This is a genomic window from Mesorhizobium sp. WSM4830 (assembly GCF_055811495.1).
This window is the reverse complement of sequence record NZ_JBVVQI010000008.1, coordinates 186991-202674: the sequence shown is the minus strand read 5'-3', so window position 1 is coordinate 202674 and position 15684 is coordinate 186991. Positions and strand designations below refer to the sequence as shown.

General features: G+C 62.1%; 17 protein-coding genes. 5 read left to right on the top strand and 12 right to left on the bottom strand.

Going from position 1 to position 15684, the window contains the following annotated elements; genetic code table 11:
* Positions 1-3 precede the first annotated feature (3 nt).
* The 10 genes from AC0L2Y_RS13455 to AC0L2Y_RS13410 all read right to left on the bottom strand — a co-directional run bounded on the left by AC0L2Y_RS13455 (position 4) and on the right by AC0L2Y_RS13410 (position 9431).
* Positions 4-987, bottom strand: coding sequence for an alpha/beta hydrolase (locus AC0L2Y_RS13455; protein ID WP_473556762.1), 984 nt, complete (start codon positions 985-987; stop codon positions 4-6).
* Positions 988-1208: 221 nt separating this feature from the next.
* A complete protein-coding gene (locus AC0L2Y_RS13450; RefSeq protein ID WP_352865282.1) occupies positions 1209-1373 on the bottom strand; it encodes a hypothetical protein in 165 nt (54 codons plus the stop codon).
* Between the two features lie 186 nt (positions 1374-1559).
* Positions 1560-3629 carry an ASKHA domain-containing protein gene (locus AC0L2Y_RS13445; protein ID WP_473556760.1) on the bottom strand — a complete coding sequence of 690 codons (2070 nt, stop codon included), beginning with the start codon at positions 3627-3629 and terminating at the stop codon, positions 1560-1562.
* Between the two features lie 112 nt (positions 3630-3741).
* A complete protein-coding gene (locus tag AC0L2Y_RS13440; RefSeq protein ID WP_023676516.1) occupies positions 3742-4716 on the bottom strand; it encodes a methyltetrahydrofolate cobalamin methyltransferase in 975 nt (324 codons plus the stop codon).
* 80 nt (positions 4717-4796) lie between these two features.
* Positions 4797-5888 carry a methylenetetrahydrofolate reductase gene (locus AC0L2Y_RS13435; protein ID WP_352490723.1) on the bottom strand — a complete coding sequence of 364 codons (1092 nt, stop codon included), beginning with the start codon at positions 5886-5888 and terminating at the stop codon, positions 4797-4799.
* The gene (locus tag AC0L2Y_RS13430; protein WP_352490722.1) at positions 5885-6508 is read right to left on the bottom strand and encodes a methylenetetrahydrofolate reductase C-terminal domain-containing protein; all 624 of its coding nucleotides are present in this window, start codon (positions 6506-6508) and stop codon (positions 5885-5887) included. The genes AC0L2Y_RS13435 and AC0L2Y_RS13430 overlap by 4 nt, the downstream gene beginning before the upstream one ends.
* Positions 6501-6803: a virulence factor gene (locus AC0L2Y_RS13425; RefSeq protein WP_352490721.1), complete on the bottom strand. Its 303-nt coding sequence runs from the start codon at positions 6801-6803 to the stop codon at positions 6501-6503. Before AC0L2Y_RS13425 ends, AC0L2Y_RS13430 begins: the two co-directional genes overlap by 8 nt.
* Before the next feature lie 236 nt (positions 6804-7039).
* Positions 7040-7951, bottom strand: a complete 912-nt coding sequence (locus tag AC0L2Y_RS13420) for a fatty acid desaturase (protein WP_473556756.1) — start codon at positions 7949-7951, stop codon at positions 7040-7042.
* Between the two features lie 43 nt (positions 7952-7994).
* On the bottom strand, positions 7995-8777 hold the full coding sequence (locus AC0L2Y_RS13415) for a formyl transferase (protein WP_473556754.1): 783 nt from the start codon (positions 8775-8777) through the stop codon (positions 7995-7997).
* A gap of 78 nt (positions 8778-8855) precedes the next feature.
* The gene (locus AC0L2Y_RS13410) at positions 8856-9431 is read right to left on the bottom strand and encodes a DUF4893 domain-containing protein (RefSeq protein WP_473556752.1); all 576 of its coding nucleotides are present in this window, start codon (positions 9429-9431) and stop codon (positions 8856-8858) included.
* A 121-nt stretch (positions 9432-9552) separates the two neighbouring features.
* Between AC0L2Y_RS13410 and AC0L2Y_RS13405 the strand changes: the two genes are divergently transcribed.
* The gene (locus AC0L2Y_RS13405; RefSeq protein ID WP_473556750.1) at positions 9553-10476 is read left to right on the top strand and encodes an NAD-dependent epimerase/dehydratase family protein; all 924 of its coding nucleotides are present in this window, start codon (positions 9553-9555) and stop codon (positions 10474-10476) included.
* Between the two features lie 4 nt (positions 10477-10480).
* On the opposite strand, the gene AC0L2Y_RS13400 is transcribed toward AC0L2Y_RS13405, so the two are convergent.
* On the bottom strand, positions 10481-11110 hold the full coding sequence (locus AC0L2Y_RS13400) for a DUF1638 domain-containing protein (protein WP_473556748.1): 630 nt from the start codon (positions 11108-11110) through the stop codon (positions 10481-10483).
* Positions 11111-11174: 64 nt separating this feature from the next.
* Between AC0L2Y_RS13400 and AC0L2Y_RS13395 the strand changes: the two genes are divergently transcribed.
* A complete protein-coding gene (locus tag AC0L2Y_RS13395) occupies positions 11175-11315 on the top strand; it encodes an EncA/B family entericidin (protein WP_292654758.1) in 141 nt (46 codons plus the stop codon).
* 81 nt (positions 11316-11396) lie between these two features.
* Here AC0L2Y_RS13395 and AC0L2Y_RS13390 read toward each other — a convergent pair whose 3' ends face one another.
* Positions 11397-12095 (bottom strand): corrinoid protein, encoded by a 699-nt coding sequence (locus AC0L2Y_RS13390; RefSeq protein WP_023676506.1) that lies wholly within the window; start codon positions 12093-12095, stop codon positions 11397-11399.
* Between the two features lie 308 nt (positions 12096-12403).
* Between AC0L2Y_RS13390 and AC0L2Y_RS13385 the strand changes: the two genes are divergently transcribed.
* The 3 genes from AC0L2Y_RS13385 (at position 12404) to AC0L2Y_RS13375 (ending at position 15617) form a co-directional block, all read left to right on the top strand.
* The gene (locus AC0L2Y_RS13385) at positions 12404-13978 is read left to right on the top strand and encodes a trimethylamine methyltransferase family protein (protein WP_473556745.1); all 1575 of its coding nucleotides are present in this window, start codon (positions 12404-12406) and stop codon (positions 13976-13978) included.
* A gap of 89 nt (positions 13979-14067) precedes the next feature.
* The gene (locus AC0L2Y_RS13380; protein ID WP_473556743.1) at positions 14068-14757 is read left to right on the top strand and encodes a hypothetical protein; all 690 of its coding nucleotides are present in this window, start codon (positions 14068-14070) and stop codon (positions 14755-14757) included.
* 104 nt (positions 14758-14861) lie between these two features.
* Entirely contained in the window at positions 14862-15617 is a 756-nt protein-coding gene (locus AC0L2Y_RS13375) for a dienelactone hydrolase family protein (protein WP_473556741.1), read from the top strand.
* The last annotated feature ends 67 nt before the right edge of the window (positions 15618-15684 follow it).

Below are 15684 nucleotides of genomic sequence, written 5' to 3'. Positions count from 1 at the left end.
AAACTACGACCTGAGCGGCGCAACCAGATCGCGAGGGGTTCCGTCCCGATCTTTCTTTTGCAGCGCGAGCTCGCCTGCCTTGGCATGATAGCTGTCGGTTTCGTTGGTCAAGAACGCCACGATGCTGTCCCGCGCGCGCCGCGCCTCCGGCATATCGATCAACGGCCAGACATGGAACATGCCTTGTTCGTGGACGACCTCAATTTCGACGCCGGCCGCGCGCGCCTTTTCCGCGAAGATCAGATTGTCGGGGGTGAGCAGATCGCGTGAACCAGTCAGCAGCAGCGTTTTGGGCAGCACCGACAAGTCGCCGTAAACCGGGCTGATGCGCCAGTCGGTGGGATCTATGCCGGCGCTGTAAAGCCGGATCGCCTCGCGGCCGCCGGCAATGCCCAGCCACGGATCGTTGCGTTCAGCCTCATACATTTCTGGATTTGCAAGTGACACGTCGAGGCCGGGCGAAATCAGCACGTGGCGTGATGGCAAGGGCAGGCCGTCTTGCGCAGCCATCATGGTCAGCACGACGGCCATGTTTCCGCCGGCGGAATCGCCCATGAAGATGATGTCATTCGCCCTGGTTTCGCCGAACATCTGGCGGTAGACGGCGCCGACCATGCCGAACATGGCGTGAAAATCGTGTTCGGGAGCAATGGGATAGATAGGCACGGTGATACCGAACCCGAGCCGGTCGGCCATGTCGGCGATCAGCCGCCAATGATAGGGTGTGATTTCAAAGACGTAAGCGCCGCCGTGCAGGTAGAGAATCCGCCTCCGCTCACCAGCCTGGGGCGCGATCTCGTAGACGGGAAAGCCGTTGATCGTGCGGGTTGTGATTTCCAGGCGTGACCGCAGCGACGCAGGCGGCTGATGGTTTTCCGTCTTGCGCGCATAGGCGATCCAGCGCTGCAGGTTCTCCGGGCTGGAAAACGCCTTCTTGCGACTGTACCTGAGGACGAACGACACGACGTGGCTTTTGAGACTGGGCATGCAGATACACGGACTTCGGCTGAGCCGACTAAGAGAACCCCCGACTATTTCGAAGATTGTGTCGCCACCAAAAAAGTCAAGATTTATGCAATCGTTTGATTTTCGCCGACCTGGGCAGCTCAGCGCCGCGGCAGCAGCGCGGCGCTGAGCCAATTGCTGGGTGCAGCCGGAGCCGCATTGCGGCCCCGGCGAATACCGAGCAGCTTGCATTTGTCGATGAATCATCCGCGCTGCATGCCCCATCCGACCGAAAGCGGCGACACCGGCCAGCCAATGTCCTTCTGGATCTCAGGCGGCAAGCTGTTCAGGATGCGCAGCGACTTGCGGGCTTCGCGTGTTTTCTTGAAGGCCGCACCATAGCGGCCGAGGCTTTCGAACATCGACATCTTGATCTCCTTGGAGCGTTGCGGTGGCCGAAAACTGTTTCTGCCTGCCGTTCGATGCCGGTTAGATGCTCCGCCTATGTATCTGGCGGATTTCACGAAAACGCATTTTCGTTTCCAGATCGGCGCGATTTGGAAACATTTGCATACAAATGAAAATGTAAGGTCTGACGGTCTAGCGGAGGCGAGTCATCCCCGGCCGCGCCGCGCGGCGTGGCCTTCGCGCGAACGCCGCCGCGGGGCAGCATCGCCGGCAACGCCGTCTTCGCTCACCGTCTTGCGCGGCGGCAGTTTCACCGCCGCCGATAGCTTGGGGAACGGGTCGATCTTGTTCGGGAGCGCCATGGCATAAACGAAATGTTCCTGGAATTTCGGCTCCAGCGCCGTCTCGATCTTCTCGATCTTGCTAACGGTTTCCTCGATCTCGCGGCGATAGCCACGGTTCAAGAGCGCCATGCGGGCGCCGGCGCCGGCCGCATTGCCAACGGCCGAGACCTTGTCGAGGTCGCAATCCGGGATCAGGCCCAGCACCATTGCGTATTTCGGATCGATGAACGAGCCGAAGGCGCCGGCGAAGTGGATGCGGTCGACATGATCGGTGTGCTGCTTTTCCATCAAAAGCTTGGTGCCGGCATAAAGGGCCGCCTTGGCAAGCTGGATAGCGCGCACGTCGGTCTGGGTGATGGTGATTTTGGGCCCGCCTTCCTTCAGCACATAGGAGAAGGTTCGGCCGTTGGCTATAACGCGCGGTGAGCGGGCGCTCAGCGACCCGTCGACGACGCCGTCCTCGGAGATGATGCCGGCGAGGTACATCTCGGCGACCACCTCGATGATGCCGGAGCCGCAAATGCCGGTGACGCCGGTCGCCTGCACGCTGTCGAGGAAGCCCGGCTCGTCGGACCAGAGTTCCGAGCCGATCACGCGGTATTTCGGCTCCAGCGTTTCGGGATCGATGCGGACGCGCTCGATGGCACCCGGTGCGGCACGCTGGCCACCGGAGATTTCCGCACCCTCGAAGGCTGGGCCGGTTGGCGAGGAGGCCGCCACGACCCGCTGGCGATTGCCGAGCACGATCTCGGCATTGGTGCCGACATCGACGATCAGCATCATCTCGTCCTGGCGGTGCGGGCCTTCCGACAGCGTCACCGCGGCCGCATCGGCGCCAACATGGCCGGCAATGCAAGGCAGCATGTAAAGCCTGGCGCCCTGGTTGAGCTTCAAGCCGATATCCGATGCCTTGATGTGCACGGCGCCCGAGACGGCTAGCGCGAAGGGAGCGCCGCCGAGCTCGGTCGGATCGATGCCGAGGAACAGATGGTGCATGATAGGATTGCCGACGAAGACGGAATCCAGGATGTCGTTGCGCTGGACGTTGCCTTCGGTGCAGACCTTGTCCACAAGCCCCGAAATGGCCTCGCGCACGGCGACCGTCATGCCTTCGCGGCCGTCCGGGTTCATCATTACGTATGAGACACGGCTCATCAGATCCTCGCCGAAGCGGATCTGTGGATTGGATGTGCCCGACGAGGCGGCGACGCGGCCCGACAGCAACGACACCAGATGCATGGCGATGGTGGTCGAGCCGATATCGCAGGCAAGCCCGTACGCCTCGTTCTTGAGGCCGGGCCACAAAGCGATGACCCGCGCGGTCTCGCTGTCGGTGTCCTTGTGGATGGCGGCGGTCGCGGTCCAGTTGCCTTTGCGCAAAATGCCTTGCACCTGCGGCAACAGATGGAAATCGAAATCCAGGCTCTTGAGGCCCCAGTCCTTCATCAGCGCGATCTTCAGGCGGTCGAGGTCGCCGAGCGGCTTGTGCATGTCGGGTTCTTCGATCTCGACATAGCACATGCGGATTGCTGCATCGCGGGCGATGACCCTGGTGTCGGCATCCTTGCGGATGGTCTGCGCGTTGATGACGGTGTCCTGCGGGACGTCGACGACGAGATCGCCGAGGATCTGCGCCGAGCAGGACAGGCGGCGCCGTTCGGGCAGCCCACGCACGCGCTCGTAGCGCTCTTCCTTGGCGCCCTTGGGCGAGATGTGGTCGTTGGAAGAGACAATCTTGTGCTTGGCGAAATTGCCTTCCTGCACCTCGATCTGGCAACGCCCGCAAGTGGCACGCCCGCCGCACACGCTCTCGACATAGACACCGAGCTGGCGCGCGGCATCCAGCACCGGTGTGCCGACCGGAAACCGCCCGCGCTTGCCCGACGGCATGAACAGCACGAGCGGATCGGTGATGTTGACGGGAGAGTTCATACGTTCCAGACTTTACTTTCTACGCTGCTCGGGTCTTGGCCACGGCAGCGATGCCGCTGTGTTTCGGTTCCTCCCCAGCCCTAGGCCCATATCGTGTCGGCCAAGCCATGTCTCAACCCCGGGCCATCCGCGCTTCGCGGCCGCCGCGCCTGCGTCCGCCATTGCCATTGCCATCGCCCGGCGCGTTGACCTGCGTCCGGGCGGCAACGGCCTGGCCGCCTTCAGCAGGCTTGTAGTCCTTGTAGGTCCTGATCCAGTTGGTGCAGTTCTCGTCGGTGCCGTTCAGCACGTTGGCGCCGCGCACCGCTTCCATTTCCTGCGGCCGCACCGGGTTCATGATCGCCGAGGTCATGCCGGCGCCGATCACCATCGGGATGAAGGCGGCGTTGATGCCGTGACGGTGCGGCAGGCCGAACGAGATGTTGGAGAGGCCGCAGGTGGTGTTGACCTTGAGTTCCTCGCGCAGCCGGCGTAGCAGGGCAAATACCTGGCGGCCGGCATCGCCCAGCGCGCCGATCGGCATGACCAGCGGGTCGACGACCACGTCATGCGCCGGAATACCGAAATCGGCGCAGCGCTGAACGATCTTCTTGGCGACGGCAAAGCGCACATCGGGGTCCATCGAAATACCGGTCTCGTCGTTGGAAATGGCGACGACCGGAACGTTGTATTTCTTGATCAGCGGCAGGATAGCTTCGAGCTTTTCCTCCTCGCCGGTGACAGAATTGACCAGTGGCCGGCCCTTGGCAACCTTCAGCGCCGCTTCGATTGCCGCAGTCACCGAGGAGTCGATCGACAACGGCAGGTCGACCAGGCCTTGCACGATCTCCAGCGTCTGCACCAGCAGCGCCGGCTCGGTGGCGTTGGGATCGACTGCGGTGACGCCGGCATTGACGTCGAGCATGGTCGCCCCACAGGCGGCCTGCTCCAGCGCATCCTTGATGACGGTCTCAAAATTGCCGGCGATCATTTCGGCGGCCAGTTTCTTACGGCCGGTCGGGTTGATGCGCTCACCGATCACGCAGAAGGGCTGATCGAAGCCGATGATGATTTCTCGTGTCGCCGAGGCGACGATGGTCCGGGTCATGAAATCTCTCCACCGTGATATAAAGAGTTCTTTATATCGTTATCTGTTTCTGATCAAGCGAATGCTGACGATTCGCGCCGTCAATGCGCGGTCTTGACCATGTCGACCTGGGTTTCGGTGAGGTCGTCATGCAGTATGTGGTCGAGCCGGTCGGCAACGAGCTGGTCGTCGCGGCGGATTTCGCGCTTCCACGGCCGGCGGCCCTTCAGCACGCCGGATTCGTCGACGATCTCGGCGACATACTCTTCCTGGCGGTAGGCCATCACATGGACACCGGACACACCGGGAATTTCCTTCACCTCATTGATGATGTCGATGCAGAGCTGCTTGCCTTCCTTCTTCTGATCCAGAGCGCCTTCCAGGCGCTTGACGATCTGATCGGGAATGTGAATGCCCGGCACGTTGGAGCGGATCCATTTGGCCGTCTTGGCCGAGGCCAGCGGCCCGACGCCGCACAGGATGAAACATTTTTCGGTATAGCCGAGATCGCGGACCTTCTGCATGTAGGTGCGGAACATCGGTACGTCGAAGCAGTACTGGCTCTGCACGAACTGCGCGCCGGCGGCGATCTTCTTGCCCAGCCGATAGGGCCGGAAATCGATCGGCGGCGCGAACGGGTTGATGGCCGCGCCAAGGAAAAGCTGCGGCGGCGTCGTGAGTTTGCGGCCGGACAGGAATTTGCCGTTGTCGCGCATGATGCGGCAGGTTTCGAGCAGCGACATGCAGTCGAGATCGAACACCGGTTTGGCGCCGGGCTGGTCGCCGGCCTGCACGCCGTCGCCGGTCAGGCACAGCATGTTGGCGACACCCATCGCAGCACCCCCAAGCACGTCGCCCTGGATGGCGATGCGGTTCCGGTCGCGGCAGGCGATCTGCATGATCGGGGCATAGCCCATGCGGGTCAGCAGCGCGCAGATGCCGACCGACGACATGTGGCAGTTGGCGCCGGAAGCGTCGACGGCATTGATGGCGTCGACCCAGCCGTCGAAAATCCTGGCGCGGTTGTAGACGTCTTCCGGATCGGCGCTGTCGGGCGGATTGAGCTCGGTCGTCACTGCGAACTCGCCGCGTCGCAGAACCCGCTCAAGCCGGCCGCGGGAGGTGTGGCCGGGCAGGGGATCGAGCGGCAAATGGATGCCGGCCGGATTCTCGTCTGGCTGGCGGCCGATCATGCCGACGCTCCGGTGTTGGTAGTGTTCTGGGCCGCATTGCGGGCGGCCGCGGCCTGCGCGGTCACCCGCAGCCAGGCGGAAGTTTCGCGCAAGGACTGATCCACCGGCTTCTGCACGTCCAAAATCTTGTCGCCATGCACCATGTTCCGCGAGCCTTCCCAGGCCTTGACCCAGACGCAAGGCATGTCTGGCTCGACCTCGCAATTGCCGTTGGCGCGGACACCGCCGCAAGGGCCGTTGCGCAATTGCTTGGGGCAGTTCATCGGGCACGACATGCCGGTCGAGGATAGGATGCACTGGCCGCACATGCGGCAGTCGAACATGAATCCCTTGACGCGCTTCTCGACGAATTTCACCGGCCCTTCGACACGGCTGTAGCCGATGCCCTTCCATAGCGGGTGGAGAGTCAGGAACATGTCGGCAAACCTGGCGTAGAACCATTCGAGCAGCCGCGAATGCCGCACCGACCAAAGCCGCACCGCAAACGAGCGCTGCACGCGCCGCTGCGGCGACACGTCGGCCGGCTTGTAGTCGGATTTCGGCGCCGCGTTCTTGACGATGGTCGCCTGGGTCACGCCGGCTTGAGCCGTCGTCACCGGCATTGATTGGGGATCAGACATTTTCTTTGCCGCCCGCCTTGACCAGAGCGACCAGCCGCTCACGGTCGTATTTCGCATCAAGTTCCTGAAGGGCTTTCTCGGCCTCGGCTTCAAGATCGTCACCGACCGGGATGGGCTCTGCCTTGCGCCATTCGGCAAGATAGTCGTCGGTGCCGCCGGCGCCGGTGCGCATGGCGCACATGTCGATCGCCTCGGTGAAGCGCAATGGCAGTTCGCGCTTGGCGTTCTGCCGGCCCTTCTTGACGATGACCTGGGCGGGGATGTCGCGCCAGTAGACGACGATAAGATCGGCCATGAATTCCTGCTCCTGTAGAACGCCGCGCGTCCAATCGAACGCATAAACGATGCTCTACCACCTAACTCAGCTGCATCGTGCCCTCCGAAGATCGATTCCGATGTTTTGGGCCGATGCAGTGGTTTCGAGCATTGCCGGAAGCGCTGTTGGGCTGCTTGTTATGGGACGACGCGGGGGCCTTCAAAAGCGACGCAATCGACGGCCGCGGCTGAAAGCGGAGTTTCTTCCAGCACTGGTTAGCCGGCGCGGCCATCGAAGCTGCCGACCAGCTTCCCGTGGAAGCGCAAGTAACCTCGTTCGGTCGTGCGTAGATGCCCCGCGACGATCTCATGGAAGCGCGGCAGGCGGTGGAAGGGAACGGCCGGATAGGAATGGTGCTCCGAATGGTACGGCATGTTCCAAGCGACGAAGCGCACCAGCCTTGTGGTGAAGGTGGTGCGGGTGTTCTCGAGCATGTTGGCGACATGCGGACACAACGCGTGCTCGGCAAGCAGATAGGCCCGTAAGAACGGCTGTCCGACCAGCACCGGCACGATCCAGACACACAACAGCAGCGCCGACTGCGCGGCGAGCGATGCCGCCAGCAACACCGCATAGCCGATCAGGAACAGCCGCGCTTCCGCAACCACCTTGCCGCGACCTTTTTCCGGCACAAAGCCGTCGCGGTTGCGGCCAGCCGCATTGGTTGCGACCACGCGGCCCATGGCGATCCAATAGGGGCCGCCGGACAGATAGCGCAGATATTGGCTGACGGTCTCCGGCTTCGGCGCCATCAGTTCGGGGTCGTTTTCCGGGTCGTGCGTATGGCGGTGATGGGCGAAATGGAAATAGCGGAACCATGCCGGCGGCAGCAGGATCAGGAAGCCGGCCACGGCGGCAACAGCGCGATTGAGCCACGCCGTCCTGAACGCCGTTTCATGGATGGTCTCGTGCAACGGCGTGAAGAAGAAGACGATCAGGATTCCCTGCGGCAAGACGAGAAGCGGCCAGAACGGGATGCGGGCGGCGATCAGCGCGCCCAGCAGGATAACCATCCCGCCATGGACGGCCAGCCGGACAATGCCTGGCCCGTTGAGCCGGGCGGTGAGGTCGCGACGGTCCTCGACCGAAAGGCCGGCGATGATGGTGCGGTGATCTATGTCGCTCATTGTTCGATGTTAGCGGCGGGTGGCTGTCCGGTAAATCGGCGCGTCACCAGACGCCGTTTCTTATCCCGGTCCAGAGATAGAACCAGACCGTCGGATGATACCATTGTTTCGAAGGCAGGCCGGGATCCACCGTGCCGAGCTTGCCGGCCAGCGCATCCCGGACCGCTTCGACGCAGATGTCGCGCGAGAACGCCGCCTGCCGCAACGCGTAGCTTGAAATCGTGTCGCCCGGCTGTGGCTTGCCACGCGCCTGCCGCAGCACGCTGCCAGTGTCGACGCCGTCGTCGACGAGATGCACGGTGGTGCCGAAGTTTTCCGCATCGCCTGAAGCCAGCGCCCAGTAACCGCCGTTCATGCCACGATATTTCGGGGCGATGCCGGCATGGTAGTTGAGGACCGGGCAAGGGATTTTCGCCAGCGTCTGCCGCGACAGCAAGCGGCAGCCGGCGAGCAGCACCACACCCGGCTGGATTTCCGCGATCGCCTGCAGGCATTCCGGCGCGTTGGCCGACGGGACATGGATGATCTTTTGCCCAGGCTTCGGTTCGGTTTGTAGCTTCTGCCCGGCGGCGAGCCGTGCTGCGTGGCCGGCGAAGAAGCGCTTGCCGAGGCGCGTCAGCACCATCGTGGCGAATTGACCGATGGCCGAGGCCCAGCCTTGCCGCCGCGCCCGCCCGAGAAGCAATTGCTTTTTGGATTCAGGAGCTTCGAGGATGACGCTGACCGGGCCGAGTTGATCGGCGACGGCGTTGACGATCGCCCAGATATGCGGGCCGCCTTCGGTGACGACGACGATCGGCCGTTGGTTTGGTTTCGACCGTGCCATACTTCGCGACCCCACAAAGACCTGTTCTTTGCGCGCGAATGCTAGGCTGACCGGGTTAACCCTTGGTGATCGGAGGGCTCAGCGCTTGAATTCGAGGATATCGAGCTTCGATTCGTAATAGGGCGCCGGGAACTCGATGCGCCATTCGCCGGCGCTGTTGCGGAAGGCATAGCCAACCTGATCGCTTTCCCGGCCGCTGCCGTAGGGTTTTGCCGGATCGTCGTTGACGTAGAAGGAACCGAGATAGATCGCGCGTTTCTCGCCATCGTCGAAGAAGCGGCCCTTGGTGCGCTGCGAGCCGGTGATCTTTTCCAGTCTCCAGCCGGAACCGTCATCGCTCACCTTGCATTTGAACCAGCTATAGATGACGAGCGGGCTCAATCCGCCGGCCTTGATGGTGCGGCATTGCCAATTGCCGGTCAGGTCCTGGTCGGAGAAGGAAACCAGCGGCTTTGCCAGCAAGGCGTCGAGCTGCTTGACTTCGGCGGGATCGCCGGCCTTCGCCTCGTCAAGCGCTGCCTTGCGCGTCTCGCCATATTTGTCGAGCCGCGCCTCGTCGGCAGCGGTTATCAGCTTCTGCACCTCGCCATCGGCGAGCGCGGGCAGGGCAAAGCAGAAGACAACTGCTGCGGCAGTGATGAGGCGAACGATCATCGGTGGCGTTTCCCTTTTGACGGCTGGAGCAGCCTGTTTTCTTGTCTGGCGCATACCTTAATGTTTCGCCGCGCTCTGTCATCCGTGCCTGAGCATCGACAGCAGAAACGAGGTGGAAAGAATGCGGATCTTGCTGACGGGATCGTCGGGTTGGCTGGGCAGCGCCTTGGCACCGCGTCTGCGGGCCCTCGACCATCACGTCACCGGCCTCGATCTCGTTCCGTCTTCGGAAACGCCAATCCTCGGCTCAGTCGCCGATCGCGACCTGGTCATGCGGACGGTCGAGGAGAACCGCATCGAGGCCATCATCCATAGCGGCGCGCTGCACAAGCCTGACATCGAACGTCATCGCAACGAGGATTTCGTCGAGACGAATGTGCGCGGCACGCTCAACCTGCTCGATGCGGCAGCAACTTTTGGCGTTCAGCGCTTCATCTTCACGTCGACGACATCGCTGATGATTTCCCAAACCATCCGCACCGGCTTCACCGGCGGGGTACGCAAGGCGGCATGGCTGACGGAAGACATGTCGCCTGAACCGCGCAACATCTACGGCGTCACCAAGCTTTCAGCCGAACACCTCTGCCGGCTCTATCATTTGCTGTTCGGCCTGCCGGTGATCGTGTTGCGCACCGCCCGGTTCTTTCCCGAGGCGGACGACATGGCTCATGTGATCGAACAGTCGGATGCCAACACCAAGGCCAACGAGCTTTTATTTCGCCGGCTGACGGTAGAGGATGCGGCCGACGCCCACATCGCCGCTCTGGAGAAAGCGCCGCAATTGGGCTTCGACACCTTCATCATCTCAGCACCGACGCCGTTTCAGCCCGATGATTGCCGGGCATTGATCGCCGACGCAACGTCGGTCGTCGCGCGCTATTTTCCGGATTATCCGGCACTCTACTTGAAGAAAGGCTGGACGATGTTTTCGTCGATCGACCGCGTCTATGATGCGTCGCGGGCGAGGGACCGGCTGGATTTCGTCTGCAAGACGAGCTTTGCCGATGTGCTCGCTGGGCTCGAAGCTGAAGAAAACGGTGCCTAAAGTGTCAGGCCAGGGCTGAGGCCCCAGCCAGTTCCTTCGTCAGGTCGCCGTAGCCGGTCGAGCGGCGCTCATAGGCGAGGCCGAGCATTTTCGCCGCCTTTTCGGCGACCTTGTCGAGTTCCGGGTCGTTGGTCTGAGCGATATAGATCAGCTTCTCGTAGTTTCCGAAATAGTCCTTGATCAGCTCCGGGTGCTTGTCGAGGCCGAGCGGCTTCATGAAGAAGGCATCGAATTGCCGGCAGAGGAAGTCGGTCATGTAGAACGACATCATGTCGTCATCGGCGACCTTCGCATAGGCATCCATGCCCTGGTAGAAGGCAAAGCAATGCGGCCCGGCCATGCGCTCGACGCCATGCTTCTCGCAGACCCGATCGAGCAAGCCACCCGTGCCGCAATCGGCATAGCCGACGAAGATGTGTGTGTAGCCGTCCGCCCTGGCCTTGGCGATTGCCTTGTCCATGGCCGGCGCGATGCGGTCCGGATAGAAATGGAACTCCGCCGGCAGGCAGGTCAGGTCGAGATGGTCGAGCCCGAGCTGTTCCTTGACCGCCAGAATTTCACGCGCAATCATCCCGCAGGCGATGACGAGCAGCCTGTCGCCTTGATCTGATCGTTGTTTTCGCGCGGTAGTCATGGAACCAGTCTAATCGATCTTCGTTGCTGTCCAGCGAATTTATATGCTGAGGGAGACACCATTCATGAAATTGTTCCGCGTCGCGCCAATTGCTATTCTCGCCTGCGCCTTGGCTGTTTCGGCCTGCGCCAACACGGTGCGCGGCGTCGGCAAGGATCTCAAATCCACTGCGAAGGCGGTTGACGATACAGTCAAGAAACCTTGATCTGCACGATTTCAAACATTTGGGAATAAAAAAGCCGCACTACAAGGCGCGGCTTTTCTCGTCGGTGCCGAATTTGTTGGCTCAAGCCGAAGCGCGGACGTTGTGCTTGCGCTTCATGAAGTCCTTGGCGGTCTCGACCGCCACCGCGGCGTCGCGGCAATAGGCGTCGGCGCCGACGGCTTTGCCGAATTCCTCGTTGAGCGGTGCGCCGCCGACCAGCACGACATAGTCGTCGCGAATGCCCTTTTCCTTCATCGTATCGATGACGACTTTCATGTAAGGCATGGTCGTCGTCAGCAGCGCCGACATGCCGATGATGTCGGGCTGGTGCTTTTCGATGGCATCGAGATATTTTTCGACCGCATTGTTGATGCCGAGGTCGATCACATCGAAGCCGGCGCCTTCCATCATCATGCCGACCAGGTTCTTGCCGATGTCATGGATGTCGCCCTTGACGGTGCCGATCACCATCTTGCCCTGCTTCGGCGCGCCGGTCGCGACAAGCAGCGGACGCAGGATGAACATGCCGGCCTTCATCGCGTTGGCCGACAGCAGCACTTCGGGAACGAACAGGATGCCGTCGCGGAAATCCTCGCCGACGATGCGCATGCCTTCGACCAGAGCCTCCGTCAGCACCTTGTAAGGCGCCCAGCCGCGCTCGAGAAGGATATTGGTGCCTTCCTCGATTTCTTCCTTCAACCCGTCATAAAGATCGTCGTGCATCTGCTGCACCAATTCGTCGTCGGAGAGTTCCGAAAGGATGATCTCGTCGTCGGCCATTTTTTCTCAGGCTCCTTGCCGGCTACAACTATCGCGGCAGCTTAAAAATATCGCGTCAATACCTAACCCGCACGGGCCGGTTGTCCATAGCTGATTTGCGACTTCCCGCAAAACGAAAGCGACCGTAAATCTCTTGGAATTCTTGTCGATTTTGCGACAGGCGTTGGCGCTGGCGGGCCGTTTCGAATAGGGTGCATGGCTACGATCCGGCCAGAGACCGCAATATGCGGCCGCAAACGGATTTCAGGCCGGTACAAGAGCCCGGCCGGAGTAAATCAGGCCAGAACGAAAGCCAGGGAAGAACGATTATGAGTGAGAACGCGCCGGTCGACCAGGAAGCGTCAAACGCACGGCGCGGGCGCGCTGCCAGCGGTGGCGCCGCAGCCCGACGGGCTGCGCGTTCGGGCGGCGGCCCCGGCACACAGCTCACCTATATCAAGCGCAAGATCAACGTCTATGAAGTGCTGGACGAGGAAGGGCTGGCGCTGATCGAAAAGAACACCGACACGGTGCTCGAAGAGATCGGCATCATCTTCCGCGACGACGCCGAGGCGCTGCAGCTGTGGAAAGATGCGGGCGCCGACGTCAAGGGCGAGCGCGTGCATTTCCCCAAGGGCCTCTGCCGCTCGCTGTTGAAGACCGCTCCGTCCGTCTATACCCAACACGCCCGCAATGGCGAGCGCTCGGTGCAGATCGGCGGCAACGCGACAGTGTTCGCGCCGGTCTATGGACCGCCCTTCGTGCGCGATCTCGACGGCGTCAGGCGCTATGCGACGATCGAGGATTTCCGGAATTTCGTGAAACTCGCCTATATGGCGCCGTCGATCCACCATTCCGGCGGCACGGTTTGCGAGCCGGTCGACGTGCCGGTCAACAAGCGCCATCTCGACATGGTCTATAGCCATATCAAATATTCGGACAAGCCGTTCATGGGCTCGGTGACCGCGCCCGAGCGCGCCGAAGATACGGTGGCGATGGCCAAGATCGTGTTTGGTGACGATTTCGTCGAGAACAACACGGTGCTGACCAGCCTGATCAACGCCAACTCGCCGATGGTCTTCGACGAGACCATGCTGGGGGCGCTGAAGGTTTATTCGCGCCATAACCAGGCCTGCATCGTCACGCCGTTCATCCTTGCCGGTGCGATGAGCCCGGTGACGGTCGCCGGCACGCTGACCCAGGTTTTGGCCGAGGTTCTGGCCGGGGCGTCGTTCACACAGCTGATCCGACCGGGTGCGCCGGTGCTGTTCGGCACCTTCGCCTCGTCGATCTCGATGCAGTCGGGCGCGCCGACCTTCGGAACGCCGGAGCCGTCGCTGGTCTCGTATGGCGCCGCACAGCTTGCCCGCAGGCTCGGACTGCCGTTCCGCACCGGCGGTTCGCTCTGTGCTTCAAAAATCCCCGACGCGCAGGCGGCCTACGAGAGCGCCAATACGTTGAACTCGACGATCCTCGCCGGCACCAATTTCGTGCTGCATTCGGCCGGCTGGCTCGAGGGCGGTCTCGCCTCCTGCTACGAAAAGTTCATGATGGATATCGACCAGCTCGGCATGACGCAGAAGTTCTCCGAGGGTGTCGACCTGTCGGAAAACGGCCAGGCGATGGACGCCATCCGCCAGGTCGGCCCGGGCAGCCACTATCTCGGCTGCGATCACACCCAGGCCAATTTCCAGACAGCGTTCTACCGCTCCAATATCGCCGACAACAATTCCTACGAGCAGTGGGTGGCCGAAGGCGAAAAAACCGCGCCGCAGCGCGCCAACGAGCTCGCCCGCCGCTGGCTGGAAAGCTACGAGGCGCCGCATCTCGATCAGGGCATCGACGACGGGCTGAAGGAGTTCATCGCAAAGAAGAAGGCGTCGATGGCCGACGCCTTCACCTGAAAGGAGCCCGAGTCAGGCGGGGCTAAAGTCGCCAACATCATCCACAAGGAAGTCTGGCGGAGTGCCTTCTCCGACCCGGACAAGAAGGGATGATTCTCGAGCGCGGCCTGATCGAAAGCATCGCGGCAGCGCTGGCGCGTGACGGCCTGATCCTTCGCGGCGGCTTCAATTTTACGGACGGGGAGCAAGCACCTTCCGGTCTCTCCGGCGCTGCCGCCAGATCCGTGCTTCTGGTGGGGCAGGCGGGTGCCGCACCTTGGCCGCACTTCCTGCGCTGGCTGGAGAAACAGTCACAGCCGATCGCCGATCCGCTCGACAGATGGTCGCGCGAAGTGATCGGCGCCGTGGCCGAAAGATTCGGGGCACGCGCGGCGTCGCCGTCCGACAGGCCTTATCTGCCGTTCCAGCAATGGGCGATGCGTGCAGAGGGGCTGAAGCCGTCGCCGCTCGGCATTCTCATGCATCCGCAATATGGGCTCTGGCATGCCTATCGCGGCGCGCTGCTGTTCGAAGACGAAATCGCGCTCCAAGAACCCCGCGACGTGATTCACCTTTGCGATACATGTTTGGAAAAACCTTGCCTGAAATCCTGTCCGGTCGAGGCTTATTCTGCGGATGGGTTTGCACATGAAACCTGTCTCGCCCATGTGCGCGGGCAGAACGGCGCGCCTTGCCGGACCGGCGGCTGCCTCGATCGCAACGCCTGTCCTTACGGTGCCGATTATCGCTATCGGGCCGAGGTTCAGGCCTTTCACATGGCAGCATTCGCGCGTCTGTAGGATCGCCGAATGCCGCACGAAATCTTGAAGCAGATCGCCTCATTACAGCTTGCCGCGACGGTCGCCGCGGGTATCTATCGCACGTCAGATCGACGGAGCGGATGATGACCACGCAAGCGATGCAGATCAAGACAAGCGACGGCATTGCCAAGGCTCGGCTGTTCCGTTCGGCGGCCCCGGCCAAAGCGGCGATCATCCTCTACATGGACGTTTTCGGTCCGCGACCGGCGCTTGATCAGATGGCGGAGCGGCTTACTGGCGAGGGCTATGCGGTGCTTGTGCCGGACCTCTTTTACCGCAATGCGCCCTACGGTCCGTTCGACCCCAAGACTGCGTTCGGCGACGAGAGGAGCAAGGCCGCCATCACAGGTCTCCTGGGCGGCACGACCCAGGAGATGACGATCCGCGACAGCGGCGCGTTCCTCGATGCACTTGCTGCGCAAGGCCTGGCCGGGCCGGTAGGCATTGTCGGCTACTGCATGGGCGGAGCGCGGGCACTGAACGCGGCGGCCAGCTATCCCGACCGCATCGCCGCCGCGGCCAGTTTTCACGGCGGCAATCTGGCTGGTGACGCAGCCGACAGTCCGCACCGGAAGGCCGCCTCGCTCAAGGCAAGGGTCTATATCGGCACTGCCGGTGTGGACCGCAGCTTTCCGCCGGAGCAATCGGCGCGGCTGGCCGAAACACTGCGCGCCGCCGAGGTCGATCATGTCATAGAGAACTATGCCGGCATGGCGCATGGCTGGTGCATGCCGGACCATAGTGCCTTCGATGCAGCCGGCGCCGAACGCCACGGGAGGCGGCTGACGATGCTGTTTGCGGAGACGCTCGGCCAAGGCGCGCCAACCATTACGACGTGACTGCCCGCCAAAAAATTCTTTCCATCGCCCCAAGGAACCGCCATTAGCCTTCGTCCAACAGGCAAAT